Genomic DNA, 25,974 nt, shown 5'->3' on the forward strand with positions numbered 1-25,974 from the left:
TCAACGGAAAACGCCGCCCGGAGGCGGCGTTTTCGCGGAGTTGAAAAGACCTACTTCATGTCCTCCTCGGCGATGAGGCCGGGGGTTTCCTGCTTGCTCTTGATGATCGACCAGACGATGGCGGCGATGCAGATCGCGGCGCCGATGATGCCGCCGATCTTGTTGCCGTCGAGCTGCCCGGCCACGGGGAAGAGCGTGTACTTCATCAGCACGCCCAGGGTGAGCAGGCTGACCATGTTCATGACCTTGATCAGGGGGTTGATGGCCGGGCCGGCGGTGTCCTTGAGGGGATCGCCCACGGTGTCGCCCGTGACGGAGGCCTTGTGGGCCTCACTGCCCTTGCCGCCGTAGAGGCCGTCCTCGATCATCTTCTTCGCGTTGTCCCAGGCGCCGCCGGCATTGGCCATGAAGACCGCCAGCAGCTGGCCGACCAGGATCATGCCCGCCAGGAAGCCGCCCAGGGCGTAGGGGCCCAGGAGAAGGCCGACGAGCAGGGGGGCGGTGATGGCCAGGAGGCCGGGACCCACCAGTTCCTTCTGGGCGGTGTTGGTGCAGATGTCGACCACGCGGCCGTAGTCGGGCTTCTTGGTGCCGGCCCAGATCTCGGCGTCGCGGAACTGCGCGCGGCACTCGATGACGATGTGGTAGGCGGCCCGGCCGACGGCGCGGATGAGCTGGCTGCTGAACAGGAAGGGAACGCAGCCGCCAATGAGCAGCCCGATGAAGACCTTGGGCTCGGCCACGGAGAGGAACCCGGCCTGGTCGTGGTACTGGCCGAGGGTCATCTTGCTGATGTTGGCTTCCGAGCCCACCGCGATGACCGCGATGAAGCTGGAGAAGAGGGACACGGCCGCGATGACGGCGGAGCCGATGGCGATGCCCTTGGTTTCGGCCTTCGTGGTGTTGCCCACGGCGTCGAGGTCGGCGAGGATCTGCCGGGCGCGCTTGTAGGAGCCGGGCTTCTCCTTCTCCATCTGTTCCTTCTCGTAGCCCATCTCGCCGATGCCGTTGGCGTTGTCGGCGACGGGGCCGAAGACGTCCATGGAGATGGTGTTGCCCGTGAGGGTCAGCATGCCGATGCCGGTCATGGCCACGCCGTAGGCCACGAACATCGGCGGGGCGCCGTGGTAGGTGAGCACGGAGAGGAAGATGGCGACGACGATGACGACCATCATGGCGACGGTGGACTCATAGCCCAGCGCGAAGCCTTCGATGATGTTGGTGGCGTGGCCGGTGGTGCAGGCGCGGGCCAGGCTCTTCACCGGGGCGTGGGTGGTGTGCGTGTAGTAGCTGGTCACCTTGTTCAGGGCCACGGCCAGGAACACGCCGATGAGGCAGGTGATGGCCGGGCGCATGTCCAGGTCGGGCACGCCGAAGTTGAACCACACGGCGAGGTTCTTGGGGTCGTTGCCGGGGAAGCCGGCCGCGGCCAGGGCGTTGTTGCTCAGGTACTGGGGGGTGAAGTGCAGGTAGAAGTAGCCGAGGATGAAGAAGCCGGCCACGGAGATCAGCGAGCCGATCCAGAAGCCGCGGTGCACGCTCTTCAGGGCGGTGTCGGAGGTGTCCTCGCTGCCGGCCTTGACGGTGTAGGTGGAGATGATCGAGCCCAGCACGCCGATGCCGCGCACCAGCAGGGGGAAGATGACGCCCTTGTGGCCGAAGGAGGCCATGCCCAGGATCATGGCGGCCACGATGGTCACTTCGTAGCTCTCGAAGATGTCGGCGGCCATGCCGGCGCAGTCGCCCACGTTGTCGCCCACGTTGTCGGCGATGGTGGCGGCGTTGCGCGGATCGTCCTCGGGGATGTCCTTCTCGATCTTGCCGACCAGGTCGGCGCCCACGTCGGCGGCCTTGGTGTAGATGCCGCCGCCCACGCGCATGAACAGCGCGAGCAGCGTGCCGCCGAAGCCGAAGCCCAGCAGGGCCTCGTAGGCGTGCACGCCGTAGATGATGAAGATCATCGTGCCGCCCAGGAGGCCGAGGCCGTCCGTGAGCATGCCGGTGACGGTGCCGGTGCGGTAGCCGAGCTGCATGGCCTCGCCGTAGCTGTGGCGTGCGGCGGCGGCGACGCGCAGGTTGCCGGTGGTGGCCAGGCGCATGCCCACGAAGCCCACGGCCCAGCTGAACAGGGAGCCCATGAGGAAGGCGCCGGCGCGGCCGAAGGCGAAGTGCTTGTCGGCGACCGTGAACCACAGGACCACGGTGATGACGACGATGAGGGGCCCGATCTTCTTGAACTGGGCGGCGAGGTAGGCGTTGGAGCCCTCGCGCACGGCGGCGGCCACCTCCTGCATCTTGGGGGTGCCCTCGTCGGCGGCGTTGACCTGCCTCATGAGCAGGAGCGCGTAGAGCAGGCCGATGACGGCGATGCCCAGGACGAACATCAGGCCGATGCGCTCGGCGCTGGTGAACTCGTTGCTGACCTTGTTGAAGAGGGCGAAATACTCGAACTTGGCGCCCTCCGTCTCGGCGGCCACGGCGGCGGGGGCCGCGACCTGGCCCCAGGCATAGGCCAGGGCGAAGAAGCACATCATGACGCCCAGGTAGATCCGGCGCGTCAGCGGTGTGAGCTTGAGTTTGTCCATCCAGGCTCGAAGCATGGATACTCCTATGAAAAAAAGTGAAACAGAGCCCAGCCCGGAGGCCGGGGAGCTAAAGGAAGGGATTCCGTGGCAGAAACGTGGGAAGGGTATTCGGCCCAAGCCTATCACCACCCCCCCCAAAGTCAATCAGGGAGTGACATCCGGCGAGACGGGGCGCGGCTTTCGGCTTTATGCATTACCCTGGTAGGACATAGTTATTACAAGAGGTCCCCCATGTCCCGACTCTGCCCCTGCGAATCCAAGCGGACCTATGACCGCTGCTGCGAGCCCTACCTCCTGGGCAAGGCCTTCCCCGAGACGGCCGAGAAGCTCATGCGAAGCCGTTTCTCCGCCTACGCCATGGTCCGGGCCGACTACCTGGTGGCCACCACCAGCGAGGAGGAGCGCGCCAAGATCGACCAGGACGAGCTGGAGCGCTACTGCCGGGCCGTCAAGTGCATCTCCCTGCGCATCCTCGAGACCGAGCGGGGCGGAAAGGACGACGAGACCGGGGTGGTCGTCTTCCACGCCAAGCTCCTGATCAACGGCAAGCGGATGCTGCACCGGGAGCGGAGCCGGTTCGTGAGGGAGGCCGGGAAGTGGGCCTACGTGGACGGCGACACGAACTAGGGGCAATACGGTCGGTAAAGCTTGACCAGGCGGCGAGGAACACCCTCGGATGGCCAGGGATTGGCGATCGCCATCGCCTTCATCCCGCGCATCTGCGTTCATCGCTGTTCCGCAGGGCGGATGCTGGGATGGGTCGACTTTGACAGTAAACGGGGCCAGGACCCATGCCTGCGTTGGCCCTGCGGAACAGGGATGAACGCAGATGCGCGGGATAAAAGGGGATAGGTCCTCTTACGACTTGCTCCCTCATCCCTGCTCAGGGGTTCTCGGGGTTTGCCGGCAGTCCCCGGTCAGAGATTGGCCTTCAGGAACTCCCACATCCCGGCGTACATCTCCCACTGGTTCTGGGCCGCCCTCGGGCTGTGGTCGGAGCCGGGCATCAGCACCAGGGGCGCGGTGAAGCCCGCCTTGCCGAGGGCGTCCAGGAACTGCACTGAGTTCTGCAGATGGACGTTGCTGTCCATCGTTCCGTGGAGGAGCATGACCTTGCCGCCCAGGTCGCCGGCCGCGCGGATCGCGCTGGAGGCGTCGTAGCCGGCCGCGTTGTCCCTGGGCAGGCCCATGTAGCGCTCGGTGTAGACGCAGTCGTAGAGCCGCCAGTCCGTGACGGGGGCGCCGATGATGCCCAACTTCCAGGCCTTGCTGTGGGTCAGGGCGTAGGCGGCCAGGAAGCCCCCGTAGCTGTAGCCGTGCAGGGCGACGCGATCCATGTCGGCCCAGCCCTGGGCCTTGAGCCAGGCCAGGCCGTCCAGCTGGTCCTGGAGCTCCAGGGCGCCCAGGTTGCGCCACGCGCCGAAGGCGGCGTTGCCCTTGCCGGAGGCGCTGCGGTTGTCGCAGATCCAGGTGACGATGCCCTGCTGGGCCAGGAACTGGTACCAGAGCGATGTGCGGCTGTAGGCGTTCTTCACCAGGGGGGCGTTGGGGCCCCCGTACACGTAGTGGAAGACGGGGTACTTCTTCGAGGGGTCGAAGCCGGGGGGCAGGACCAGCATGGTCTCCATGGGGAACCCGTCCCGGGTCTTCACCTGCTGGAAGACCACCCGGGCCTTGGGGAGCGCCTTGAAGGCGTTCGAAGTCCGGCTCTCAACCTTGTGGAGGACGGCGCCTTCCGCATCCAGGAAGAGGTCCTGGGGCGGGGTTTCCACATCGCTCCAGCGGTCAACGGCGGCGGTGAAGGTGGCGTTGAAGGACACGGAATGGGAGCCCGGGGCCTGGGTGAGCAGGCGCATGCGGTCGTTCACGCCCCCCAGGCCGGCCCGGTACACGTCCATGCCCACCGCGTTGCGCAGGGTGGCCTCGAAGTAGACGTTGGAGGCGTCGGCCCCCAGGATCCGGTGCACGTCCCAGGCGCCCTGGGTGACGGTGGAGAGCAGGCGCCCCTGGGGGTCGTACAGGTAGAGGTGCTGGAAGCCGCTGCGGCCCGACCGCCAAAGGAAGCGCCCGTCCTTCAGGAAGTGGGGCAGGGGGAGATGCTCGACCCAGGCCCGGCTCCGCTCCACCACCAGCGGCCTGCTGGCGGTGCCCTCGAAGACGCGGCACTCCAGCCAGGACTGGATGCGGTCGGTGAAGTGCACCAGGAGGCGGCCCGAAGGATCGAAGCCCACCTGGGGGACCAGGGTTTCCTGGCCGGGGAAGGGATCCTGCATCCAGGTGGTCTGGCCGTCCAGGGTTGCCAGGCCCACCCGCACCGTGGGAAGGGGGTCGCCGGCCTTGGGGTAGCGGGTGTCCACGCGCTTCTGGGGCTGGGTGCGGTCGTCCATGACGGTGAAGACCGGCACGTGGCTCTCGTCCAGGCTGAGGTAGGCGATGTGCCTGGAATCCGGGGACCACCAGTAGCCCTTGAAGTTGCCCCGCTGGTTGAAGACCTCCTCCTGGTAGACCCAGTCCAGGCGGCCATTGAGGTGGGTGGCGTCGCCGCCGGTAGTTATGGCGGCCTCCTTGCCGGTGGCCAGTTCCACGGCGCGGATGTCGGACCCGTCCAGGAAGGCGACCCAGGCTCCGTCGGGGCTGAAGGAGGGGGTGTCCCCCGCGCCCAGGCGCCGGGCCCTGCCCGAGGCCAGTTCCAGGAGGTAGAGGTCCCGCGCCCCCTTCACCACGAAGGCATCCCGGTTCGCGTTCCAGGTGAGCCCACCGCCCGCGGCCTCCTTCTGGTCCTCGGCGTCGGCTCCGGCCGCGGCCAGGGCCGCCGCCAGCTGCGCGCGGTCCAGGAGCCTCGATCCGGCGAAGGTCCCGGGCTGGATGCGGTTGATGGCGGCCAGGGAGCCCTTTTCGGTGCGTTCCTCCAGGAGGGTCCCGTCGGGACGCCACACATAGCGCGAGCCCAGGGCCTCCACATAGGAGACCTTGTGCGCGGGATGGTAAAGGCTATCGATGGAGAGCTTGGCCCCGTCCTGGGCGGCGTGGGCCAGGACGGTGGCAAGGGCGAACGAGGCTTTCCACATGGACACTCCGGTTGATGGTTAAGCGTAGCCGTAACCTCCCTTGAATGTGCATGGGTCAAGAATGAGAGCGTGTCTCAACATCATGACCATGGTCACGTAAACACTTGCAGGTATTGCGCATGGAGGTCCCTGAACCGAACCTTGGGTTGCGAGGCTGGGCTGGAAAAAAGCCCGGTGGTCGCACGGAACAAACGGTGCCGGGCCTTTTCCTCCCGCCCGTCCTTCTCCGGGTCGAATTCGTCCCCTTTCCAGCAACCGGGTTCCGCGCCGGCAGGCCGTCGGCGCGCCCACCCACCCTTTCGGAGTCCGAGATGAACAAGTCTCCCCTCGTTTCCACCTTCGCCCTGGCCCTGGCCCTGGCCGCCCCGTCCTTCCTGGTGGCCCAGGAGCGCGGCGCGCAGCAGTTCGACCCCCAGCTCACCACCCGTGTCGACCTGCTCCGCCAGGAGCTCCGGCGGCAGGGCAAGGACTTCGAAGTGGGGGTGAATCCGGCGATGCAGTACAGCCTCGACCAGCTCTGCGGCCTCCGGCCCGAGCTCCGCCAGTACGACTTCGCCTCCCACGCCCAGGGCGGCCACCTCAACAACGAGGTGGAGGAGCTGACGGCGACGGTCTACCCCGCCACGTTCACGGGCTGGTTCAGCCCCGTGAAGGACCAGGGCCAGTGCGGCTCCTGCTGGGCCTTCGCCACCATCGGCAACCTCGAGGGCGCCGCCCTGAAGAAGCACGGCGCCCCCCAGGGACGGGTCAACGCCGACGGCTCCATCACCCCCAGCGGCGTCGTCACCAGCCTTTCCGAGCAGCAGGTGCTCAGCTGCAACCCCGACGGCTACGGCTGCCAGGGCGGGTGGTATTCCTACGACATGCTCATGCCCACCAACGCCAACCGGGGCTTCGGCTACTACAAGGGCGCCGTGCCCGCCACCGCCTTCCCCTACGTGTCCAACCGGGTCGCCTGCAGCTTCAGCCTCCAGACCTCGTACACCCCGGTGAGCCAGTGGGGGTACGTGGGCAACGGCTACTCCATCCCGTCGGTGACCGCCATCAAGGCCGCCATCTCCAAGTGGGGCTCCGTGAGCGTCGGGGTCTACGCGGACTCGGCCTTCCAGGCCTACCGGCGAGGCGTGTTCAGCGGCACCGACAACCGCGCCCAGCCCAACCACGCGGTCCTGCTCGTGGGCTGGGACGACGCCAAGGGCGCCTGGCTCCTCAAGAACTCCTGGAGCAGCCAGTGGGGGATCAACGGTTTCATGTGGATCAAGTACGGCGTGAACTCGGTCGGGACCTCCCCCGCCTGGGTCCTCAACTAGTTCAAAACGATCGAAGGAACGGTCCCCGGGGCAGCCCTGGGACCGTTAATGCTAAATCTAAAACAGTTGTTGCATGGCATAGGGTTTGCTGGATTCGCGGGCACGTGCCCGCCAACCCCTTTCCCCGGAGTTCCCCATGCAAAGCCACTTCCTCACCCGGTACTTCCTGGGCGCCTTCGCCGCCGCGGCCCTCGCGCTCGCACCCGCCTGCGAGTCCAAGAAGGAGGCCGAAACCCCCGAGATGCGCGAACTCGCGCAGAAGGCGGGAGAACTGGACAAGCTCTCCCAGACCGCCAGGACCGCCGGAGCCGGCCAGGCCCAGAAGCTCAAGGAGGCCGGCGTCAACGACATGAAGCCCAGCCCCGACACCCTCCAGCTCACCGAGCCCCAGAAGGCCGCCCTGGAGGCCCGCCTCAAGGCCGAGAAGAACAGCTCGTACCAGGCCCTGCTCCAGGAGGTCCTGGACAAGGACACCGAGATCAAGGAGATGAACGGCAAGATGGCCGCGCTGCGCGCCGTCCTCCCCAGGCCCGACGTGGCCCGGGAGAACGACAGCCACTACGGCATGGCCATGCGGTTCCTGCGCAAAAAGGGCGTCGGGGAGGAGCAGGCCCGCAAGCTCGTGAGCCGCGTCCTGGTCATGGACCGGATGGCCCCGGGCTTCGAGGTCTACCACTTCTACAGCAACGGCGTCTACGGCAGCTGGGTCTCCCAGGGCAAGTCCAACGTCACCCCCACCGAGCTCCAGGCGGAAGCCAAGGCCAAGCTCGAGAACGAGCGTGACGACGCCAAGACGCAGGTTTCGCGCATCACCGAGGAACTGGCCGACCTGAATGCCCAGAAGGCGAAGATCCTCGCCGACATGGAAGGGCTCCAGGCGGAGAAGACCACCATGATCGCCGACCTCCAGGCCATGACCGCCACCAGCATGGCCCAGAAGTCCCAGCTGAACTCCCTCCACTACCTGGTGGGCGAGCGCAAGGACCTGGAAACCCGCGGCATCATCGTCGTCCCCGTGTTCTCCAAGGACCGCGCCGGCACCAACTGGGCCGACGGGATCTTCACCAAGGGGCTGGACCTCCGGGAACAGGCCACGCTCACCATCACCGCCGCCGAGGTGGGCCTGAAGAAGATCGGCCGGATCTCCGTCGTCCCCGGCTCGCTCCTCAAGGACAAGCACTACACCGTGGCCCAGCCCGAGGACAAGAGCTCGGCCACCGTCACCTTCCTGGCCAAGGACCGCTTCCGCAACGAGAAGGTGGTCTTCGCGGTCACCGACTGACCGGACTCCACCCTCTGCCCGGTTTCCGTTGCGACGCAGGACCGCCGATGAAGGACCGCGCGTGCGGTACCTTCATCGGCGGCGGATGGCAGGGGGTGGCTAGTGGCGTTCCTCGTGACCCCTGTCGTGTTCCCGTTCGTGCTCGCGCTCCCGTTCGTGCTCCCGTTCGGGTTCGCGCCGGTGCCGGCCGCCCCGGGGCTCGGGGCCCGGCAGGATGCAGCCGGCCAGGATGACCAGAAGGGTCAGGCTGGTGAAAAGGACGATAAGGCGGTTTCTCATGGGCGACTCCCCGGGGGCAGCTTCGTAAGTGGGAACAACCGGACCGGGAGGAACCTCGGGGATCCGTTGCACACTCCTGCTTGGCATCATCCGTGCCGGAGGGTAAGTCTGTTCTTCCGATTACATAAATATGAACAGCCCGGGAAGGGCGCTCCCGGGCTGATCAAATTGGATTCCTTCCGATCAGATTGATCAGTTAGGCAGGTGCGGGCGGGTCAGGTTCCGGCCGCCCGTCTCGGTGACCAGCATGTCGTCCTCGATGCGGATGCCGCCGTTGGGGGCCAGTTCGTCGATGAGCTTCCAGTTGAAGCGGGCCTTGTGCTCGTTCTCCCGGAAGGGGCGCAGGAGCATGGGGATGAAGTAGAGGCCGGGCTCGATGGTGATGACGTGGCCGGTCTCGATCATGCGGGTGGTGCGCAGGGTGGGGTGGGCCGCGGGGGGCGGGGCGATGCTGCCGTCCGGGCCCGCGAGCTTGCCGGCCACGTCGTGCACCTGGATTCCCAGGTGGTGGCCCAGGCCGTGGGGATAGAAGGGGCGGGTGAGGCCCAGCGCCACGGCCTCCTCGGCCCCGGCGTCCACCAGGCCCTGCTCCTTGAGGAGCCCGGCCAGCTTGAGATGGGAGAAGTGGTGCAGCTCGCCGAAGGGCATGTTGGGCCGCACGGCCGCGCAGATCTCGAGCATGTTCTTCTCCATGCCGTCCACCAGGGCCTTGAACCGGGGATCGCAGGAGGGGGCCGGGGTGGTGCGCGTGATGTCGGAGGCGTAGCCCAGGTGGCGCGCGCCGCAGTCCAGCAGCAGGGTGTTGCCTCCGCGGAAGCTGCGCTTGTTCTCGTAGTGGAGGGTGGCGCCCTTCTCGTTCTGGGCCACGATGGAGGCGAAGGCCAGCTCGAACTCCAGGCAGCCCACCGCTTCCATGAACGCGTAGTGGATCTCCAGCTCCGAGGCGCCGGCCAGGAAGGCCTTGCGGCCGGCCGCGTGACCCTTGGCGGCGGTGACGGTGGCCTCCTCGATGCAGTGGATCTCATAGGGGGTCTTGTAGCTGCGGCCCCAGTCCAGGTAGGCGGTGACCGAGGCGGGGTTCACGTCCAGGCCCGCAAGGGCGGCCCGGTCGGTCTCGTTGCCGATGTAGGCGGCGCGGGCGGGGTGGCCCACCTGCTCCCACACCGCATCGAGGCTGGGGACCTCCACCAGGTCGAAGCCGTCAGCCCAGAAGGGGGAGCCCAGGGGCAGCTGCTCGTACCAGAAGTCCTCGGGGGCGTAGCGCACCAGCATGGGCTTGGTCCCGGGCTTGAGGATGAGCACGTGGTGGGGCCCGGTGAGCGGGCAGTAGTGGCGGAAATGGGGGACGGTGTTGAAGGGGGCGTCCTGGTCGTCGGAGAAATAGGTGAAAGGCTGCCCGCTGGAGATCACCAGGGCGTCGAAGCCCGTGGCCGCCAGCGCCTTTTCCGCGTAGGCCGTGCGGGTGGCGAGGTGATCGAGGAAAAGTCCTTTGATGGGCATGCTTACTCCATGATGGCGGTGGGCCTACGGCGATTATGGGCCAAAAGGCCCCGTTTGCGACCCCGGACCGGGGGGGTGGAACGGCGATTGCATTCCGGAAACGCGGGGGGCAAAACATGTCCAATATCAACTCTATTAATAATTCGACTTATCTTGGCAAGGTCCTGCCGTCCCAGGCGGGCGGGAGCACCCAGGAGACGGGAACGGCAAACAATGCCTTCGCCGAGCTGTTCCAGTCGATCCTGGACGGCACCGCCTCGGCACAATCGACCGCCTCCACGACCCCCGCCGCCTCCGACATGAACGCCCTCGGCCAGGCCCTGGCCAGCGGGAACCTGTCGGCCGCCCAGTTGGCCTTCCAGTCCCTGCAGACGGATCTCGATGCCGCCAGGAAGGCCCACCATCATCATCCCCATCAGGACGCCGACATCACGGCGGCCGCCCAGACCGGCGCGACGACCGGCAGCACGGCCGTCACCCCTGTGGCCTCCACCACCCCCTCCGACCTGCTCAACCTGCTGATGAGCAAGAGCTAGGCGCCTGTCTACGTAATAGGAGGCCCCTAGAGGAACGACAAGGCCCGGTTCTCCGGCGCGAAGCCGTTGGACACCGCCTTCTCGAAGAACATCGCCAGGCTCTCCCGCTCCGCCTCCCCCAGGCTGTAGGAGATGTTCTCCGTGAGGTATTCCCGCAGCTCCGGCTTGGTCCAGCCGATGGTGCGCCAGGCCTCGTCCACGATGGCCGCGAGGTTCTCGCGCCCCATCTCGAGGCTCCGGTGGAAGAAGGGGCCCACGCCCCCGGGGATGTCCAGGCGGGCGGCGTCCTCCCGCACCTGCCAAAGCGCGAACACGAAGGGCAGGCCCGTCCAGGCGTGCCACTCCTCGGCCAGGTCCAGGACGATGAGGCCCTCGCGCCGCGTGCGCATGGCCACGTCCCCGATGAGCAGGGCCGCGTCGCACTCCGCGAGCATCGCACCCTGGTCGGGCGCCATGTCCACGGCCCGCACGTCCACGCCGAACCGCTCCCGGAGAAGGATCTGGGCCAGGACGACGGAGGTGCGGCTGGAGGTGTCCAGGGCCAGGGTGCGGATCTCCTCGGGCGGCACCTTGGAGAGGATCACCACCGAGCGGACGCGTTTGGGGGAGGCGATGCAGAGGCCCGGTACGATCTTCAATTTGGGGATGCGGAGGTATTCAATTGAGCTGATGAGACCCGCATCCACTTCGCCCGATTTCAGCTGGTTCGCGCACAGGGAAGGCACGTGGAACTTGAGGTGGAAGTGCTCGTACCCAAGGCCATGCTTGAATCCGTAATTCAAGGGCGCGGCGTTCAGGTAGTCGATGATCGAGATCCGGAAAGGATTTGTGCTTGCCATTCTTTCATTTTATCTAGACTTGGGTGATGAGCCAGCCCACGGGAAAAATCGGTCAGGAAAATCCGGAGCGCTCGCTCCTGGAAAAGCTCATCGCGAAAGTGCGCCTGAACCCCGGCGAGTACCGGACGGTCGCCGCCATGGCCGCGGCGGCGGGGGTGGACCTGGGCCGTCTGGAGGAGCTCTTCCGGCTGCACGCCCACCGGCCGCCGGAGGTCTTCCTGGACCAGGCGCGCGTGGGCTACGCCTGCAGGCGCCTGCTCAACCACTTCGGCCCCACGGTCCAGGCGGGGGAGAGCTGCGGCTTCCTGAGCCCCGCGGCCTTCCAGGCCAGCTTCCACCGGCTGACGGGGATGACGCCCGGGAAGTACCAGTCCCTGGGCCGCGAAGGGGCCTCGTTCACCGTGGACCTGCCCGCGGGGTACCGGCAGGAGGACGTGCTCGCATACCACGGGCGCGATCCGCTCAGCCTTTCGGAGCGCGTCGAGGGCGCCACCTTCTTCAAGGCCCTGCGCGTGGAGGACACCGACACGCTCCTCGAGCTGGAGTTCCGCGGGAAGGCGGTGAAGGTGCGGGTGCGCCCGGCGGAGAAGGCCGATCCCATCTTCATGGGCAAGGTCCACCACCGCGTGGTGCGCATGCTCGGGCTGGGCACCGACCCCGCCCCCTTCGAGGGCTACGCGTGCGCGGATCCTTCGTTCCAGGCCCTGGTGGAGGCCCGGCGCGGCCTGCGCATCCCGCTCACCGCGGACGTGTGGGAGTCCCTGGTGTGGGCCATCCTGGGCCAGCAGGTGAACCTCGCCTTCGCCTATTCCCTGCGCCGGCGCCTCACGGACCTGTGCGGCGGCGCGGTGTCCGGGGGCCTGAAGGCCCACCCCACGCCCGGGGCCGTGGCGGCCCTGGACCCCGCGGACCTGGCGCCCCTGCAGTTCTCGCGCAGCAAGGCCGAGTACGTGGTGGAGGCCGCCCGGGCCGTGGCCGCGGGCGAACTCCCCGTGGAGGCCCTGCCCGCGGGGGCCGCCACCACCGCCGAGGCCAGGCTCTCGGCGCGCCGCGGCATCGGGCCCTGGACCACCCACTACGTCATGATGCGCGGCTGCGGCTTCGGGGACTGCGTGCCCCTGGGCGACGCGGGCCTGACGGCCGCCCTCCAGCGCCACTACGGCCTGGACCACCGCCCCGACGTCAAGGAGACCGCGCGGCTCATGGCCCCCTTCGCCCCCCACCGCAGCCTGGCCACCTTCCACCTCTGGGCGAGCCTGAAGGGCGTGCCCGCGTGAGGATCTGGGCCAGCCCCCTGGGCCCCCTGGCCATGGCCGCCGATGCCGGGGGCGCCCTGGTCTACCTGGGCTTCGCGGACCACGAGCCGCGCCTGCGCCTGCTCCGGAGGCTGGCCCGGGAAGGGGGCCTGACCGATGATCCCGCCGCCTTCGCCCCGGCGGAACGCCAGCTGGACGCCTACTTCCGCCGGGTCCGCACCACCTTCGACCTTCCCCTGGCCCCCCGGGGCACGCCTTTCCAGCTGCGGGTGTGGGAGGAGCTGCGGCGCATCCCCCACGGGCGGACCGCCACCTACGGGGAGCTGGCCCGGAGCCTCGGGGACCCGCTCCTCGCCCGCGCCGTGGGCGCGGCCAACGGCGCCAACCCCATCTCCATCATCATTCCCTGCCACCGGCTCGTCGGCGCCGGCGGCGGCCTCACGGGCTACGCGGGCGGCCTGCATCGGAAGCGGGCCCTGCTGGACCATGAGTTGCCCTGACGAAGGATTCCGTGAAACCCAAACGGAATGGAAAACATTGATGGCGTTCAGGTGCGAACCTCCGGCCGAAAGGGCAGGAGGGAGGCGCCGGGAATCCCGTTGAGGTCCGCCGTGCTGACGAAGATCCTTGCGAAGGCCGCCCTGGTGGCGCTGGGCACGCTCCCCTGAATCCGGGCTCAGGCCCGGCGGAACCACCCCACGCACTCCACGTGGCTGGTCAGGGGGAACAGGTCGGCCACGGCCAGCCCCTCGAGTTTCCAGGCGGGCTCCAGGCGCTTGACGTCCCGGCAGAAGGCGGCCCCGTCGCAGCCCACCAGCACCAGGTCCCCGGCGCCGGCGGTCTGCAGCTTCGCGCACAGCTCGGGCGTCAGGCCCGTCCGGGGGGGATCCAGCAGGATGAGGTCCCCGGGCGCACCCAGCCCCTCGCTCACCCATTCCGCCGCGTCGGCCTCGATGCACTCGGCCTCCGGCAGGTTGCGCGCGGCCCAGGCCACCGCCGGGGCGTCGAACTCCACCAGCACGCTGCGGGCGGCCCTGGCGCCCCTCAGCGCCGTGAAGAACCCCACGCCCCCGTAGAGGTCGAAGAGCGTGCCCGAGGGCAGCTCCCAGCCGTCCAGGATCTCGCCGAAGGCCTGCCAGGCCCAGGGCGGGCACACCTGGAAGAAGCCCCCGGGGCGGTGGGCCAGCCGGACCTCCCCGAAACGGTGGACGATGCCGCCCTGGAAGGGCTTCCAGCCGTCCGGCTCCAGGTGCCAGGTGCGGCCCTGCTCATCGGTGGCGTACACCTCGCCCGCGGGCGTGCCGGTGGCCAGCTCCCAGCGCTGGGGCCGGGTGGGCAGCATGCGGCCCTCCATGGCGTCCAGGAAGCGGGGAATGGCCTGGGACAGGGCAGGGGAGGCTGCGGGGCAGGCCGATACCGGCACCAGGGAATGGCTGTTGCGCCGGTGGTAGCCCAGGTCGCGGCCCGTCCAGTGCAGCTGGATGCGGTGCCGGCGCGCCTCGGCCGGAGCCTCCAGCCAGCGCCAGTCCGGGGCCTCGGGCAGCGCCCGGCCCAGGAGGTCGGCCACCATGGCCTTCTTCAGGTTCGCGGTCTCGCGTCCGGCCTCCCACAGTTCGCAGCCGCCGCACGTGGCCGCCACGGGGCACCCGGCCTGGGCCCTCCGGGGATCCCGGCGCACCCAGCGGGTGACCTCGCCCTCGCCGTGGCGGGGCTTCCAGCGGACGTCGGCCTCCACCTGCTCCCCGGGGAACAGGGCCAGGGGCGCCGACAGCAGGATGACCCGGCCGTCCTCCGCCCGGGCCACGCCCTTGCCGCCCCAGGCCAGGCGCTCGACGGTGAGGAGGGATTTCACGGCCGGGGAGGCCGGCTTCCGGTAGACTTCAGACTGACCTTTTGCCTTCACTGGTGGTTGCACATTGCGTCTCACGGTCGCCATCCCCCCCATGCACCGTAGCAGCCTCGAGGCGTCCCTGGGCCGCGAGGTTCGAAAAGTCCTGGAATGGACCGGGGGCGGACCCGCGGACGTGGTCCTGGGGATGGAAGGGGAAGGGCTCCTGGCCCACTGCGCCGTCTGGCCCGGGGACGAGGCCGCCCTGGCCCTGGTCAAGGTGGGTTTCGAGCGCCTCCTGGACCGAAGGAACATGGAGCGGCTCCACGAGGTGGGCAAGGCCCTGGCCTCCGAGCAGGACCTGGACCGCCTCCTGGACCAGATCCTCACCCATGGCCGCAACCTCCTCCAGGCCGAGGCGGGGTCCATCTACCTGGTGGTCCAGGAGCACGAGCTGCTCTTCGCCCACACCCAGAACGCGAAGGTGAACCTGCCCTACACCCGCTTCCAGATGCCCATCACCGGCCAGTCCATGGCCGGCTTCGCGGCGCTGACCGGCGAGACCCTGAACCTGGACGACGTGTACCGGGTCCCCCCCGAGGCTCCCTACCGCTTCAATGACAGCTACGACAAGCAGGCCGGTTACCGCTCCACTTCCATGCTGGTGGTGCCCATCAAGGACACCCGGGGCGAGATCCTGGGGGTGCTCCAGTTCATCAACCGCCAGTCCGAGGAGGGCACCGTCCCCTTCCACCCCGGCGACGTGCACCTGGCCCAGAGCCTGGCGGGCCAGGCGGGAGTGGCCATCAAGAACGCCAACCTGCGCAAGGACATCGAGATCCTCTTCGAGAAGTTCGTGGACGCCTCGGTGAAGGCCATCGAGCAGCGGGATCCGGTCACCCGGGGCCATTCCGGGCGCGTGGCCACCCTCACCGAAGGCCTGGCCCAGGCCGTCAACCTCACCCACGACGGCCCCTTCGGGGGGGTGTTCTTCAGCGACTCCCAGCTGCGGGAGATCCGCTACGCCAGCCTCCTCCACGATTTCGGCAAGGTGGGCGTGCGCGAGCAGGTGCTGGTGAAGTCCAAGAAGCTGGGCCCCAACCGCCTGGAGATCCTCCTCCAGCGCCTGCGCCAGCGCCAGCAGGAGGAGATGCTGGCCCTCCTGCGCGCCGACTGGGAATCGGGCCGGCCCTTCGAGCCCGAGCACTGGACCGGGCTCCAGGCCCGCCACCAGGCCGAGGCCGACGCGCTGATCGCCCTCCTCATCCGGAGCAACGAGCCCACGCTCATGACCCAGGACGCCCACGACGGCCTGGGCCGGCTGGGGACCCTCCACTTCACCAGTTGGGACGGCGCCACCGCCTCCGTCCTGGAGCCCTCGGACCTGGACTGCCTGAACATCCGCCGGGGCAGCCTCTCGGAGGCCGAGCGCCTGGAGATCGAGAGCCACGTCACCCACACCTACGAGTTCCTCCAGAAGATCCCCTGGACGCCCGACCTCGCCATGGTCCCCGCCATCGCCTACGCGCACCACGAGCGCCTCAACGGCAAGGGCTACCCCCGCCACCTCACGGGCCCCGAGATCCCCCTGCAGAGCAAGGCCATGGCCATCACCGACATCTTCGACGCGCTCACCGCCCAGGACCGCCCCTACAAGTCCGCGGTGCCCCTGGCGCGCAGCCTGGACATCCTGCGGCAGGACGCCGCGGAGGGCCACGTGGACGGCGATCTGCTGGACCTGTTCATCGAGGCGAAGGTCTATGAAAGGACCGTGCCCGGCCGGGCCTGAGCCAACTTTGGGTTCGGGTCCCAGGCAGGCTATGCCAAAATGGAGGCTTGGAGTCCTCATGTCCGAAAGCCCCGAGCGCACGCCCAGAACCTTCGACGTTCTCGCCATCCAAGACCTGCTTCCCCACCGGTACCCCATCTTACTGGTGGACCGGATCCTGGACTACGAGCCCGGCGAGTGGATCCGCGGCGTCAAGAACGTCACCATCGGCGAGCAGATCTTCCTGGGCCACTTCCCCAAGAATCCGGTCTTCCCGGGGGTCCTCATCGTGGAGGCCATGGCCCAGACCGGCGGCTGCCTGGTGCTCCAGACCCTCGCGGATCGTCATGATAAACTCATATATTTCATGGCCATCGACAACGTCAAGTTCCGCAAGCCCGTGGTCCCCGGCGATCAGCTCGTCATGGAGGTCAAGGTCCTGACCAACCGCGGCAAGGTGGCCAAGCTCCGCGGGGAGGCCTTCGTCGACGGCCAGAAGGTGGCCGAGGCCGAGTTCATGTCCATGCTGGTAGATGCCCCGAAAAGTGAGGCCAAATGAGCGCACAGATCCATCCCCTCTCCGTCGTCAGCCCTGAAGCCGTCCTTGGGGAGGGCGTCGTCATAGGGCCGTTCTGCGTCGTGGAGGGCGGCTCCCGCATCGGCGCCCGCACCGTCCTGCGCAGCCATGTCGTCATCGGCCCCTTCACGGAGATCGGCGAGGACAACGACATCTACCCCCACTGCACCGTCGGCATGGGCCCCCAGGACCTGAAGTTCAAGGGCGCCCCCACCCGGCTGAAGATCGGCGACCGCAACGTGTTCCGCGAGGGCTGCACCCTGCACCGCGGCACCGAGGGCGGCGGCGGGCTCACCACCGTGGGCGACGGCAACTTCATGATGACCGGTTCCCACGTCGCCCACGACTGCCACGTGGGCTCGAACTGCATTTTCGCCAACTGCGCCACCCTGGCCGGCCACGTGGAAGTGGGCGACTTCAGCAACATCGGCGCCTTCTCCGCCGTCCACCAGTTCTGCCGGGTGGGTCCCCACGCCTTCATGGGCGGGTTCACCGTGGCCACCATGGACGTGCTCCCCTACATGAAGACCGCCGGCGCCCGCGACACCAAGAGCTACGGCGTCAACACCATCGGCCTTCGCCGCAAGGGCTTTCCCGACGCCTCCGTGGAGGGGCTGGTCAAGGCCCACCGGATCCTCTTCCACTCCGGCCTGCTCCGCGAGGAGGCCCTGGCCAAGGTGGAACAGGAACTCTCCGGCATTCCCGAGGTCGGCATCCTCACCCGCTTCATCCGCGAGAGCAAGCGGGGCATCCACCGTGGTTGAGAAGCCCCGTTCGGCCACCGTGGCCCTCGTGGGCCTGCCCAACTCCGGCAAGTCCACCCTGCTCAATACGCTCGTCGGCGAGAAGCTGGCCGCCGTGAGCCAGATGCCCCAGACCACCCGGGGCCGCATCACCGGCATCGTCAACCGCGGCAGCGCCCAGCTGGCCTTCCTGGACACCCCCGGGGTGCACCTGGCCCGCCACGCCCTCAACCAACGCATGCTCCACTACGTGGACATGGCCCTGGACGAGGCCGACCTGCTGCTGTGGGTGGTGGACGCCAGCGGCTTCCTGGGCCCCGGCGAACGGGAGCTGGCCAAGCGCCTCCAGGGGGCGCGCCAGCCCGTGTACCTCGTCCTCAACAAGCTGGACCTGGTCTCCAAGGGCACGCTCCTGGAGAAGATCGCCGAGTACAAGGACCTCCTGGAATTCAGGGAGATCATCCCCGTGGGCGCCAAGCTGGCCCAGAACCTGGACCCCCTCTGGGCCATCCTGGAGCGGGACGCCCTGGACCACGAGTGGACCTACGGCGACGAGACCTTCACGGACCAGACCGAGCGGGCCATGGCCACGGAGTTCATCCGCGAGAAGATCCTGCGCAAGACCCGCGAGGAGGTCCCCCACGGCGTCGCCGTGGCCATCCAGGCCTGGGTGGAGGCGGGCGAGGCCGACTATCCCGAGGACGGCCCCGAGGGCGGCACCTACATCGAGGCCCAGATCCTCGTGGAGCGCGCCGGCCACCGCAAGATCCTCCTGGGCTCGGGCGGCGAGATGATCAAGGACATCCGCCAGAGCGCCCAGCGGGAGCTGAAGAAGCTCCTCCAGCGCCCCGTGCGCCTGGCCCTGCACATCAAGGTCGCCGAAGGCTGGCGGGACCGGCCGGACCAGCTGGACAAGCTGAATCTGTAACAACCCCTCCGAGCCTTCCGGGATTTCATCACATCCCGCCCGGCCCGGCGGTTCCGGGAGGCCGGGCCGGTAGAATGGAGGCGAATCCATTCGTCCGGTCCAGGAGAATCCATGCGTCCATCCGCCCAAGCCACGATCGGGATCGTCCTTCTTGCCGGCTCCCTCTCCGCGGCCACCCCGGGCATCGATACCCGCCTCATGGACCGCGCCGCCGCTCCGGCTTCCGACTTCTACCGGTATGCCAACGGCGCCTTCGACCAGCAGCCCATTCCTCCCGAGCGCTCCTACTGCGGCGTGAACCTGGAAATCGACAACCGCAACCGGGCCATCCTCAAGGAGATCCTCGAGTCCTGCGCCCGGGAGGCCGCGCCCGGGGGCACGCCCGCCCAGCGCATCCGGGACTTCTACCTGAGCGGCATGGACCAGGCGGCCGTCGACAAGGCCGGCGTGGAACCCCTGGCCCCGATGCTGAAGGCCATCCGCGCCGCCCGCACCCCCGCGGACCTGGCCGGCATCATGGGCCGCATGAGCCGCATGGGGGTCACCGCGGGCTTCGCGTTCGGCGTGGAGCAGGACCCCAAGTCCAGCCGCACGCACCTGCCCGTCGTGGCCCAGGGCGGCCTGGGCCTCCCCGAGCGGGAGTTCTACTTCCGCCAGGACGCCACCACCCGGGACCAGCGGGCCGCCTATGTGAAGCACATCGACCGCATGTTCGAGCTCGCCGGCGCGCGGCCCGGCTCCGCGGCGCGGGTCCTGGCCCTGGAGACCCGCCTGGCCAAGGTGAGCCGCAAGCTGGTGGACCTGCGCGACCCCGAGGCCAACTACCACAAGCTGGACCGGGAGGCCCTGGCCGCCGCGGCCCCCGGCTTCCCCTGGGCCGCCTGGTTCCAGGCCGTCGAGCTGCCCGCCTCCCAGCGCTTCCTGGACGTGGGCCAGCCCGAATACGTCCGGGGCCTGGGCCGCCTGGTTCGCACAGTCCCCGTGGCCGACTGGAAGGCCTACCTCACCTACCGGCTCCTCAGCACCCTCGCCCCCTACCTCGGCTCCGCCCTGGAGGCCGAGGACTTCGCCTTCTACGGCCGGAAGCTCACCGGTTCGCAGGAGATGCGCCCCCGCTGGGAACGCGTCCTGGGGGTGGTGGACGCGGGCATCGGCGAGGACCTGGGCCAGCTGTACGTCCAGCGGGCCTTCTCCCCCCAGGCCAAGGCCAAGGTCCAGGAGATGGTGAAGTTCCACCTGGAGGCCCTGCGGGCCTCCATCCAGCGCGCCACCTGGATGGGCGCGGCCACCAAGGTGCAGGCCCTGAAGAAACTGGATTCGCTGCACGCCAAGGTGGGCTACCCCGACACCTGGCGGGACTACGGCTCCATGGGCCTCAGGCCCCAGCCCTACGTCCTGAACGTCCTGGCCGCCAAGGCCTTCGAGGCCCGGCGCGCCCTGGCCAAACTGGGCCGGCCCGTGGATCCGGGCGAGTGGGACATGAGCCCCCAGACCAACAACGCCTACTACAACCCGTCCCTCAACGAGATCGTCCTGCCCGCGGGCATCCTCCAGCCCCCCTTCTTCGACGAGCGGGCCGATGACGCCAGCAACTACGGCGAGCTGTCCTCCACCATCGGCCACGAGCTCCTCCACGGCTTCGACGACCAGGGCAGCCAGTTCGACGCCGAAGGCAACATGCGCAACTGGTGGACCCCCGAGGACCGCAAGGCGTACGAGGCCCAGACCGAAGCCGTCGTGCGGCAATACGACGCCTACGAGCCCTTCCCGGGCGTCCACGTGCAGGGCCGCCAGACCCTGGGCGAGAACCTGGCCGACATCGGCGGCCTCAAGATCGCCCTGGAAGCCTGGAAGCTGGCCACCGCCGGCAAGCCCCGGGCCGTGGTGGACGGCCTTTCGCCCGAACAGCGGTTCTTCGTGGGCTTCGCCCAGAGCTGGCGCACCAACATGCGGCCCGAGCTGGAGCGCTATATCCTGCAGTCCGACGTGCACTGTCCCGCCCGGCTGCGGGTGACCGGATCCGTGGCGGCCCTGCCGGAATTCCGGTTCGCCTTCCCCGGCTCCCCCGCCGACCGCAAGGCCACGGACGCCCAGTTCACCCTCTGGTAGGGGCAGCCATGAAGAGAACGCCTGACTCCACAATGAAATACATGGATTTCATCAAGCGGTTTCCCGCACTTGGGGAAGCCTGGAACACGATCCACCGGGAAGAGGCCCAGGGCCCCCTGGACGCCCGCACCCAGCGCCTGGTGAAGCTGGCCGTGGCCATGGGCGCCTTCCGGGAAGGGGCCGTGCACTCCGCCGTGCGCAAGGCCCTCAAGGCCGGCATCACCCGGGAGGAACTGGAGCAGGTGGTGGCCCTGGGCGCCTCGACCTTGGGCATGCCCTCCTCCGTGGCCGTCTACACCTGGGTCCAGGACGTCCTGGACAAGGTCGAGTGAAGGCCGGACTGCTCCTCCTCACCGGAGGCAAGGGCCGCCGGTTCGGCGGCCCCAAGCACGCCCAGCCCCATCCTCGGGGCGGCACCTGGGGCGGGTACCTGGCGGGCGTATTCGAGGCGGTCTTTCCCGGCGGACCGGTCCAGGTGCTGGGCGAACCCCTCCCGGACCGGCCGGACCTGATCCCCATGGCCGACCCCGGCCAGGGCCCCGCCGCCGCCCTGGCGCACTGGGCCGGCCGGGCGGCGGGGACCCCCGAGCGCTGGTGGGTGGTGGCCTGCGACCAGGTGCGCTGGACCCCCGAGGCCCTGGCCGCCTGGCATGGCCGGGTCCTGGAGGCCGACCCTCGGGCCGAACGCTGGGTTATGGCCCACGTGGACGACCATGCCCAGTACCTGGGGAGCTTCCTCCCAACCCGCCTGCTGGGGACTCTGGCCACCCTGCAGGCCGCCAGCCTGAGGGACCTGGCCCGCGCCCTCCCCACGGTGACCGTGCCCTGGCCCCACCCCTGCTGGGCCGACGTGGACACCCCGGGGGCCCTGGAAGACTGGCTCGGCCAGGGACCTCCTCACGTGTGATGGACCGCGGCCGCACTGCATGCAAAGGCCCGGCAGAAGTCTCAAACCAGCTTGTCCGCCCCTGCCGCCTTTGCCGATTTCCTATCAAACGTGAGCAGTTTCCTTGCCCCTGACGACCTCGCCTGATGGAGCGCGAGGCAGTCTGCAAAGTCGGCGGGTCCCGTCTTGAAGGGCTCCAAAGCAGCCAACACATCCGCGGAACGATCCAGGTGGATGGTCGATTGCGTTTCAGGCCGTTCAACTCCTTGCGCCGCCAGGTTGGGGCCCCCTCACTTGTGATAGACCACGAACCCGACCCGGCGGGACCTCTCCTCGGCCGGGTCCTCATGGTCGTCCAGCTCCGCGGGCGTGGCGGGGCGGGGGGGCAGCTCGTCGTCCTGGACGTACCAGCCGTCGTTCCCGCGCACGACCGCCCAGGCATGATTTTCCGAGTCCATGCCCAGTGCCGTGGGGTGGAGGGTGATGCTGCCCCGGGGGGTGGCGGTGCCCTGGCCCTTGTCCACCGTGAACGTGGGGATCTGCACGGTGGCAGAGAAGGCCACGGGCTTGCCCGGCGCGGGGACCCGGTTGACGCTCAGGAAGGCCGTTTCCGGCACAAGGGTGGGATAGGTGTGGACATGGGTCGTGTGGGCGCCAACGCTCCAGCAGTCGGGCACCGTGAGGACCCGGACGAGGAAATCGGCCAGCGTGTGCACGGGCGCCAGGTCCCGGCCGCCCGGGCCTGCGGACAGGTTCAACCTGAGGGGGAAGGAATCGTCATAGGTAGCGGTTGCCGCCGGGTCCGTCGAGGTGGTCCGGACAGTCGTGGCGATGGCGAAGGCGTCCGGTTTCCCGAGGACCGACAGCAACAGGTCGATGAAGTCGGACGGCTGACCGCCGTAGGCCTGCGCCCGTTTGAAGGTGGTGGTCGTGCGTTCGTGCCTGACCAGAGCGTCGAAGAAGCCGGCGACGACGTCCTTCGCCGGAGGCTGCCCGGGGGCATCGGCGGACCGGATGAAGTTGATCACCTGGCGCAACTGGCGGCGGAGGTTGGCCGTGGGGAGGTCGTCCCCGGGCGTGTCGGCCAGGACGGGATCCAGGGCCGGGACGCTGGCGAGCAGCTTGAAGGAGGCGTTGATGAAACACGCCGCGCCCTGGTTGGGCAGCCCGGGCCAATGGCGGACCTTCGCCGCGTCGAAGGGCACCACGCGCGCGTCCGGGGAAGGGGGCAAGGGCTTGGGGGCCTCCTTCTCCTCCTTGCGCTCCTGGGGCGGAGGGAGGGGGTTGGCGGCCAGGGGCAGGGCCAGAAAGGAGGTTGTAAGGAGGGACAGAAGCTGCAGGGGCCGGCGTAGGGAGGCGGGGAGGTGTCGCATCTAGTATTTATGATTGATTACGGATGGAGGTTCCAGCCCTTCCCGCTCCTACAGGATCTTCAGCTGCACCAATTCCGCAACGGCCGGTAGCTCCCCGGCTTCCACCACGGCGAAGCGGATCCCCCGGCCTTCCGCATAGGGCCTGGCCTCCGCGAGGAGCTGCTTGATGCCCGCGGGCAGGGGCCCGGCCATCGCCGCCTGATAGGCCCGGCCGCCCAGCACGACCGCCACCCACACCCTGCCTTCATCCGGCGTGAGGTAGAGCAGGGTCCGCCCCCGGTACTGAAGCAGGCACATGCGCCCGAAGGGCGTCTTGGACGGCTTCCAGGTCCGTTCGAGGGGGGACCGCACCGCCTCGGCGGCCGCGAGGATGCCGTCCCAGAGGGGGAAGGCGGGGCCCAAGGCCGCACGCAGTTCGCCTTCATCGGGTGCTGGGAGTATCGATGGCAGGGGGGACCTCGCGAAGGGGAGGGGGGCAGCGCCGGCGTCAGTCCCTGAACTGGACCCAGTCCTCCAGGGGCGCGCGCTCGGTGCGCAGCGCATTTTCGGGAGCTTGAGGGTCGGCGTGCCCAAGCGACATGCCGCAGACGATCGCCTGGCTGTCGGGAATGCCGAGCTCCTCCCGCAGGACGCGGTGGAACTGGATGAACGCGGCCTGCGGACACGTGTCCAGGCCCCGGGCCTTGGCGGCCAGCATGAGGGTCTGCAGGAACATCCCGTAGTCCAGCCAGCTTCCCTGCTCCAGGACGGTGTCCACCGTGAAGATGAGCCCCACCGGCGCATCGAAGAACTTGAAGTTCCGGGCATGCTGTTCCTGCATGCGCCTTGCGTCGCCCTTCTGGATGCCCAGCAGGCCGTACAGCGCGAAGCCGACCTTGCGCCGGCGCTCGACGTAGGGCGAGATCCAGCTCTTCGGGTAGTACGGGTAGGGATCCGAGTGGGCCGCCGATGCCTCCGGATCGTTGCAGAGCGCGACCAGCCGTTCGCTGACCCGCTTCAAGGCGGCGCCCGTCAGCACCCAGGCCTTCCAGGGCTGGATGTTGGTTCCGGAGGGCGCATGGGACGCGAGGGAGAGGATCGCGGCGATCTCCTCCCGGGGTACGGGATCGGGCAGGAAGGCGCGGCAGGAATAGCGGCCGGTTATGACATCCTCCACGGCGGATCGGGTCGTTCCGGTCATCGCTGCACCCCCTGGATTGGATGAACAGATAGTAGCGGATCCCATATTCAGTAGATACCCGGGAATCTGGGGTACAGGGCGGGCAGCGGCTGGGAGGCGAAATGGGCCCAGACAAGGAGGCAGAACCACAGGCTGTACCGGCACCGCTCCAGCATCTGGATCTTCGCCTTCTTCAACAGGGCCTGGATGCCCTGATCCCGGACGCCCTGGTTCTCGTATTCGAATCGCAGGAAGGAGGAGGCGGCGTTTTCCAGGTGGATCCGGAGCGGGTTCCAGAGCGCCTCCAGGGCGCGGAGCTGCTGTCCGGCCATGCCGAGGACGCGCTCGGCGTCGGCGGCCCGGGACCGGTAGTCGAGCGCCTTGATGGCGAGAACGCCGGAAAAGGGACTGCGGGTGCGGGTGAGTTCATCGAGGAGGACCAGGCTGGACCCGGTCGTATAGATCCTGACCTTCTCATTGCTGGCCGCCAGCTCATAGTCCACGTAGTTCACAGGGTACATTTCCGCTTCGAACCTGATGGCCCGACCGGCGGCTGTGCCGTCCATGAACCAGGCTTTTGTCAGGAGATAGGACTGCCATGTATTCCATTGGCCTTGCACGGCGGATTCCAGCTGAAGGAACTTGAAGTCCTTGATGTAAGTGATTGCCTCGCTGGATGCCTGCCTGTGGCTGCCAGCGATGACCAGATTCCGGGACAAGGCATTGAAGCTGCCGTTCTTCTCATCTGCCTGATAACAGGCCCCGATCTCGGCTTCCAGGTCCTGGAGCTCCTTGAGGATGCGGGCCCGGGTGGCGGAATACCCAGTCCTGGCCTCCTGGACCGAAGGCGGGATGGCCGGGATCTCGATGGTGCTTCCCTGGACTTCCTGGACGGCCGCCTGCGGCTTCGACGCCTTTCCCCCAGGGATCGGCTGGAATAGTAGGCATGCCGTCAATGTCAGATGCATCCGTACAGGATAGGGTGAAATGATATTCACCTTTTGCGGTATTGGGGTCCTGCACTCAATCCTTGAGGGATTACGTTCCGGTACCTGGCTGGACTGGGTTGGCTGTCCTTCCGATCATTTGCGCCGACCCACTTCGCATCGAACGTGGAATCCGGAATGTGTCAGAAAAGGACCAAACGCAGAGGATTCGCTGGGGCGCTGAGAGCAGACGTCTTTCTCATCGCCCCAGCGTTTAGTCTTTCCTTAAGTAATGAAAACAAATAGTCATTGCATGGTGGGTCGTGGGCAAGGGGACAAGCCGCCTGCCAACCTAGTCCATCTACTTCGCCGCCACCTCAGGCGCCTTCTCCCGGGTGAATGTCACCACGTAAGGCTCCCTCCCCGCGAGGATCTCCGTGGTATCCACCACGAAGAACACCGTCGCCGCCTGCTTGCCCGGGTTCTGGTAGGTCGCCTCCGGATTCCCCGTGCGGATCAGGTTCTGGAGCATGCCCTGCTCCAGCTGCCCGTTCCTGTTCACGCACTTCACCACGTACCAGGCCTCGTGGTCCGAACGGAGCCTGGCGTGGACCTTCTCGCCGGGGGCCGTTTCCACCCGGTAGGCCTGCCAGCCCGCGGGGCCGGAAACCTCGTGGGTGACGGCGATGGCCTCCCCCTTGGGCACCTCCACGGCCGGAAGGAAGCCGGTGCGCCTGGCGGAACGGCGGATCTTGACCTCGATGCCGGAATTGCCGGGGCCCCCGGCCAGGTCGCGCAGGCGCTCGGAAGGCATCGGGCCCGGCACCACCGGGAGGACCTTCCCGAGCACGTCGATGGCGGGGGTCTGTGCCAGCGCCAGTCCGGAAACCAGAAAACCCATGACCCAGGCTCGCATGTCGCACCTCCAGCCCCAAGGATGGGCGCCCCGGCCCTCCGCCGCAAGGAAGGCGGCGCTGGCCTTTGGGGGCCGGGGCCTCTAAACTGGACTTTCCATCCTTCCG

Annotated in this window: 24 protein-coding genes; 13 read left to right on the forward strand and 11 right to left on the reverse strand. The window is 68.1% G+C overall.

Annotated elements, in window-relative coordinates; all coding sequences use genetic code 11:
• Positions 1 to 50: 50 nt before the first annotated feature.
• Entirely contained in the window at positions 51 to 2,600 is a 2,550-nt protein-coding gene (locus tag ACZ5MC_RS11430) for a sodium-translocating pyrophosphatase (RefSeq protein ID WP_306600550.1), read from the reverse strand.
• A 216-nt stretch (positions 2,601 to 2,816) separates the two neighbouring features.
• Here ACZ5MC_RS11430 and ACZ5MC_RS11435 point away from each other — a divergent pair, with 216 nt between their 5' ends.
• A complete protein-coding gene (locus ACZ5MC_RS11435; protein WP_306600551.1) occupies positions 2,817 to 3,212 on the forward strand; it encodes a YchJ family protein in 396 nt (131 codons plus the stop codon).
• A gap of 290 nt (positions 3,213 to 3,502) precedes the next feature.
• Here the strand turns inward: ACZ5MC_RS11435 and ACZ5MC_RS11440 are convergent, their stop codons facing one another.
• Positions 3,503 to 5,653, reverse strand: a complete 2,151-nt coding sequence (locus ACZ5MC_RS11440) for a S9 family peptidase (RefSeq protein ID WP_464515869.1) — start codon at positions 5,651 to 5,653, stop codon at positions 3,503 to 3,505.
• A 311-nt stretch (positions 5,654 to 5,964) separates the two neighbouring features.
• On the opposite strand from ACZ5MC_RS11440, the gene ACZ5MC_RS11445 reads away from it, so the two are divergent.
• Both ACZ5MC_RS11445 and ACZ5MC_RS11450 read left to right on the forward strand, forming a co-directional pair.
• Positions 5,965 to 6,963 (forward strand): C1 family peptidase, encoded by a 999-nt coding sequence (locus tag ACZ5MC_RS11445; protein ID WP_464515870.1) that lies wholly within the window; start codon positions 5,965 to 5,967, stop codon positions 6,961 to 6,963.
• A 136-nt stretch (positions 6,964 to 7,099) separates the two neighbouring features.
• The gene (locus ACZ5MC_RS11450) at positions 7,100 to 8,245 is read left to right on the forward strand and encodes a coiled-coil domain-containing protein (protein WP_306600554.1); all 1,146 of its coding nucleotides are present in this window, start codon (positions 7,100 to 7,102) and stop codon (positions 8,243 to 8,245) included.
• A gap of 99 nt (positions 8,246 to 8,344) precedes the next feature.
• Here the strand turns inward: ACZ5MC_RS11450 and ACZ5MC_RS11455 are convergent, their stop codons facing one another.
• Both ACZ5MC_RS11455 and pepQ read right to left on the reverse strand, forming a co-directional pair.
• Positions 8,345 to 8,524: a hypothetical protein gene (locus ACZ5MC_RS11455; protein ID WP_306600555.1), complete on the reverse strand. Its 180-nt coding sequence runs from the start codon at positions 8,522 to 8,524 to the stop codon at positions 8,345 to 8,347.
• Positions 8,525 to 8,716: 192 nt separating this feature from the next.
• A complete protein-coding gene (gene pepQ / locus ACZ5MC_RS11460) occupies positions 8,717 to 10,024 on the reverse strand; it encodes a Xaa-Pro dipeptidase (protein ID WP_464515871.1) in 1,308 nt (435 codons plus the stop codon).
• A 116-nt stretch (positions 10,025 to 10,140) separates the two neighbouring features.
• On the opposite strand from pepQ, the gene ACZ5MC_RS11465 reads away from it, so the two are divergent.
• The gene (locus ACZ5MC_RS11465) at positions 10,141 to 10,560 is read left to right on the forward strand and encodes a hypothetical protein (protein ID WP_464515872.1); all 420 of its coding nucleotides are present in this window, start codon (positions 10,141 to 10,143) and stop codon (positions 10,558 to 10,560) included.
• Positions 10,561 to 10,586: 26 nt separating this feature from the next.
• Here ACZ5MC_RS11465 and ACZ5MC_RS11470 read toward each other — a convergent pair whose 3' ends face one another.
• Positions 10,587 to 11,399, reverse strand: a complete 813-nt coding sequence (locus ACZ5MC_RS11470; protein ID WP_306600558.1) for a menaquinone biosynthetic enzyme MqnA/MqnD family protein — start codon at positions 11,397 to 11,399, stop codon at positions 10,587 to 10,589.
• A 26-nt stretch (positions 11,400 to 11,425) separates the two neighbouring features.
• Here ACZ5MC_RS11470 and ACZ5MC_RS11475 point away from each other — a divergent pair, with 26 nt between their 5' ends.
• Both ACZ5MC_RS11475 and ACZ5MC_RS11480 read left to right on the forward strand, forming a co-directional pair.
• On the forward strand, positions 11,426 to 12,676 hold the full coding sequence (locus tag ACZ5MC_RS11475; RefSeq protein WP_306600559.1) for a DNA-3-methyladenine glycosylase 2: 1,251 nt from the start codon (positions 11,426 to 11,428) through the stop codon (positions 12,674 to 12,676).
• On the forward strand, positions 12,673 to 13,155 hold the full coding sequence (locus tag ACZ5MC_RS11480; RefSeq protein WP_306600560.1) for a methylated-DNA--[protein]-cysteine S-methyltransferase: 483 nt from the start codon (positions 12,673 to 12,675) through the stop codon (positions 13,153 to 13,155). Before ACZ5MC_RS11475 ends, ACZ5MC_RS11480 begins: the two co-directional genes overlap by 4 nt.
• Before the next feature lie 176 nt (positions 13,156 to 13,331).
• Here the strand turns inward: ACZ5MC_RS11480 and ACZ5MC_RS11485 are convergent, their stop codons facing one another.
• Positions 13,332 to 14,507 (reverse strand): class I SAM-dependent RNA methyltransferase, encoded by a 1,176-nt coding sequence (locus tag ACZ5MC_RS11485; protein ID WP_306600561.1) that lies wholly within the window; start codon positions 14,505 to 14,507, stop codon positions 13,332 to 13,334.
• A gap of 91 nt (positions 14,508 to 14,598) precedes the next feature.
• Between ACZ5MC_RS11485 and ACZ5MC_RS11490 the strand changes: the two genes are divergently transcribed.
• From ACZ5MC_RS11490 to mobA, 7 genes are all read left to right on the forward strand, one after another.
• A complete protein-coding gene (locus tag ACZ5MC_RS11490) occupies positions 14,599 to 16,272 on the forward strand; it encodes an HD domain-containing phosphohydrolase (protein WP_464515873.1) in 1,674 nt (557 codons plus the stop codon).
• Positions 16,273 to 16,330: 58 nt separating this feature from the next.
• Positions 16,331 to 16,810 carry a 3-hydroxyacyl-ACP dehydratase FabZ gene (gene fabZ, locus ACZ5MC_RS11495; protein WP_306600563.1) on the forward strand — a complete coding sequence of 160 codons (480 nt, stop codon included), beginning with the start codon at positions 16,331 to 16,333 and terminating at the stop codon, positions 16,808 to 16,810.
• Positions 16,807 to 17,592, forward strand: a complete 786-nt coding sequence (gene lpxA, locus ACZ5MC_RS11500) for an acyl-ACP--UDP-N-acetylglucosamine O-acyltransferase (RefSeq protein WP_306600564.1) — start codon at positions 16,807 to 16,809, stop codon at positions 17,590 to 17,592. The genes fabZ and lpxA overlap by 4 nt, the downstream gene beginning before the upstream one ends.
• Positions 17,585 to 18,499, forward strand: a complete 915-nt coding sequence (gene era / locus ACZ5MC_RS11505) for a GTPase Era (protein WP_306600566.1) — start codon at positions 17,585 to 17,587, stop codon at positions 18,497 to 18,499. Before lpxA ends, era begins: the two co-directional genes overlap by 8 nt.
• Before the next feature lie 111 nt (positions 18,500 to 18,610).
• Positions 18,611 to 20,608, forward strand: a complete 1,998-nt coding sequence (locus tag ACZ5MC_RS11510) for a M13 family metallopeptidase (protein WP_464515874.1) — start codon at positions 18,611 to 18,613, stop codon at positions 20,606 to 20,608.
• A 41-nt stretch (positions 20,609 to 20,649) separates the two neighbouring features.
• The gene (locus ACZ5MC_RS11515) at positions 20,650 to 20,940 is read left to right on the forward strand and encodes a carboxymuconolactone decarboxylase family protein (RefSeq protein WP_464515875.1); all 291 of its coding nucleotides are present in this window, start codon (positions 20,650 to 20,652) and stop codon (positions 20,938 to 20,940) included.
• Entirely contained in the window at positions 20,937 to 21,515 is a 579-nt protein-coding gene (mobA, locus tag ACZ5MC_RS11520) for a molybdenum cofactor guanylyltransferase (RefSeq protein ID WP_306600569.1), read from the forward strand. Before ACZ5MC_RS11515 ends, mobA begins: the two co-directional genes overlap by 4 nt.
• Before the next feature lie 269 nt (positions 21,516 to 21,784).
• Here mobA and ACZ5MC_RS11525 read toward each other — a convergent pair whose 3' ends face one another.
• The 5 genes from ACZ5MC_RS11525 to ACZ5MC_RS11545 all read right to left on the reverse strand — a co-directional run bounded on the left by ACZ5MC_RS11525 (position 21,785) and on the right by ACZ5MC_RS11545 (position 25,868).
• Positions 21,785 to 22,867 (reverse strand): hypothetical protein, encoded by a 1,083-nt coding sequence (locus tag ACZ5MC_RS11525; protein ID WP_464515876.1) that lies wholly within the window; start codon positions 22,865 to 22,867, stop codon positions 21,785 to 21,787.
• 48 nt (positions 22,868 to 22,915) lie between these two features.
• The gene (locus tag ACZ5MC_RS11530; RefSeq protein ID WP_464515877.1) at positions 22,916 to 23,410 is read right to left on the reverse strand and encodes a DUF3788 family protein; all 495 of its coding nucleotides are present in this window, start codon (positions 23,408 to 23,410) and stop codon (positions 22,916 to 22,918) included.
• Positions 23,355 to 24,047 (reverse strand): nitroreductase, encoded by a 693-nt coding sequence (locus tag ACZ5MC_RS11535; RefSeq protein WP_306600572.1) that lies wholly within the window; start codon positions 24,045 to 24,047, stop codon positions 23,355 to 23,357. Before ACZ5MC_RS11535 ends, ACZ5MC_RS11530 begins: the two co-directional genes overlap by 56 nt.
• 47 nt (positions 24,048 to 24,094) lie before the next feature.
• Complete coding sequence (locus ACZ5MC_RS11540) at positions 24,095 to 24,994, reverse strand: hypothetical protein (RefSeq protein ID WP_464515878.1); 900 nt, start codon at positions 24,992 to 24,994, stop codon at positions 24,095 to 24,097.
• Between the two features lie 319 nt (positions 24,995 to 25,313).
• A complete protein-coding gene (locus ACZ5MC_RS11545) occupies positions 25,314 to 25,868 on the reverse strand; it encodes a hypothetical protein (protein WP_464515879.1) in 555 nt (184 codons plus the stop codon).
• Positions 25,869 to 25,974 lie beyond the last annotated feature (106 nt).

The sequence above is a fragment of the Mesoterricola sp. JemC181 genome, assembly GCF_055384585.1.

What these genes read in the sequence shown, in the direction of transcription:
- ACZ5MC_RS11430 (WP_306600550.1), bottom strand. Translation starts at nt 2,600, where the DNA reads ATGCTTCGAGCCTGGATGGACAAACTCAAGCTCACACCGCTGACGCGC.
- ACZ5MC_RS11435 (WP_306600551.1), top strand. Translation starts at nt 2,817, where the DNA reads ATGTCCCGACTCTGCCCCTGCGAATCCAAGCGGACCTATGACCGCTGC.
- ACZ5MC_RS11440 (WP_464515869.1), bottom strand. Translation starts at nt 5,653, where the DNA reads ATGTGGAAAGCCTCGTTCGCCCTTGCCACCGTCCTGGCCCACGCCGCC.
- ACZ5MC_RS11445 (WP_464515870.1), top strand. Translation starts at nt 5,965, where the DNA reads ATGAACAAGTCTCCCCTCGTTTCCACCTTCGCCCTGGCCCTGGCCCTG.
- ACZ5MC_RS11450 (WP_306600554.1), top strand. Translation starts at nt 7,100, where the DNA reads ATGCAAAGCCACTTCCTCACCCGGTACTTCCTGGGCGCCTTCGCCGCC.
- ACZ5MC_RS11455 (WP_306600555.1), bottom strand. Translation starts at nt 8,524, where the DNA reads ATGAGAAACCGCCTTATCGTCCTTTTCACCAGCCTGACCCTTCTGGTC.
- pepQ (WP_464515871.1), bottom strand. Translation starts at nt 10,024, where the DNA reads ATGCCCATCAAAGGACTTTTCCTCGATCACCTCGCCACCCGCACGGCC.
- ACZ5MC_RS11465 (WP_464515872.1), top strand. Translation starts at nt 10,141, where the DNA reads ATGTCCAATATCAACTCTATTAATAATTCGACTTATCTTGGCAAGGTC.
- ACZ5MC_RS11470 (WP_306600558.1), bottom strand. Translation starts at nt 11,399, where the DNA reads ATGGCAAGCACAAATCCTTTCCGGATCTCGATCATCGACTACCTGAAC.
- ACZ5MC_RS11475 (WP_306600559.1), top strand. Translation starts at nt 11,426, where the DNA reads ATGAGCCAGCCCACGGGAAAAATCGGTCAGGAAAATCCGGAGCGCTCG.
- ACZ5MC_RS11490 (WP_464515873.1), top strand. Translation starts at nt 14,599, where the DNA reads ATGCACCGTAGCAGCCTCGAGGCGTCCCTGGGCCGCGAGGTTCGAAAA.
- fabZ (WP_306600563.1), top strand. Translation starts at nt 16,331, where the DNA reads ATGTCCGAAAGCCCCGAGCGCACGCCCAGAACCTTCGACGTTCTCGCC.
- lpxA (WP_306600564.1), top strand. Translation starts at nt 16,807, where the DNA reads ATGAGCGCACAGATCCATCCCCTCTCCGTCGTCAGCCCTGAAGCCGTC.
- ACZ5MC_RS11510 (WP_464515874.1), top strand. Translation starts at nt 18,611, where the DNA reads ATGCGTCCATCCGCCCAAGCCACGATCGGGATCGTCCTTCTTGCCGGC.
- ACZ5MC_RS11515 (WP_464515875.1), top strand. Translation starts at nt 20,650, where the DNA reads ATGGATTTCATCAAGCGGTTTCCCGCACTTGGGGAAGCCTGGAACACG.
- ACZ5MC_RS11525 (WP_464515876.1), bottom strand. Translation starts at nt 22,867, where the DNA reads ATGCGACACCTCCCCGCCTCCCTACGCCGGCCCCTGCAGCTTCTGTCC.
- ACZ5MC_RS11530 (WP_464515877.1), bottom strand. Translation starts at nt 23,410, where the DNA reads ATGCGCTGCGCACCGAGCGCGCGCCCCTGGAGGACTGGGTCCAGTTCA.
- ACZ5MC_RS11535 (WP_306600572.1), bottom strand. Translation starts at nt 24,047, where the DNA reads ATGACCGGAACGACCCGATCCGCCGTGGAGGATGTCATAACCGGCCGC.
- ACZ5MC_RS11540 (WP_464515878.1), bottom strand. Translation starts at nt 24,994, where the DNA reads ATGCATCTGACATTGACGGCATGCCTACTATTCCAGCCGATCCCTGGG.
- ACZ5MC_RS11545 (WP_464515879.1), bottom strand. Translation starts at nt 25,868, where the DNA reads ATGCGAGCCTGGGTCATGGGTTTTCTGGTTTCCGGACTGGCGCTGGCA.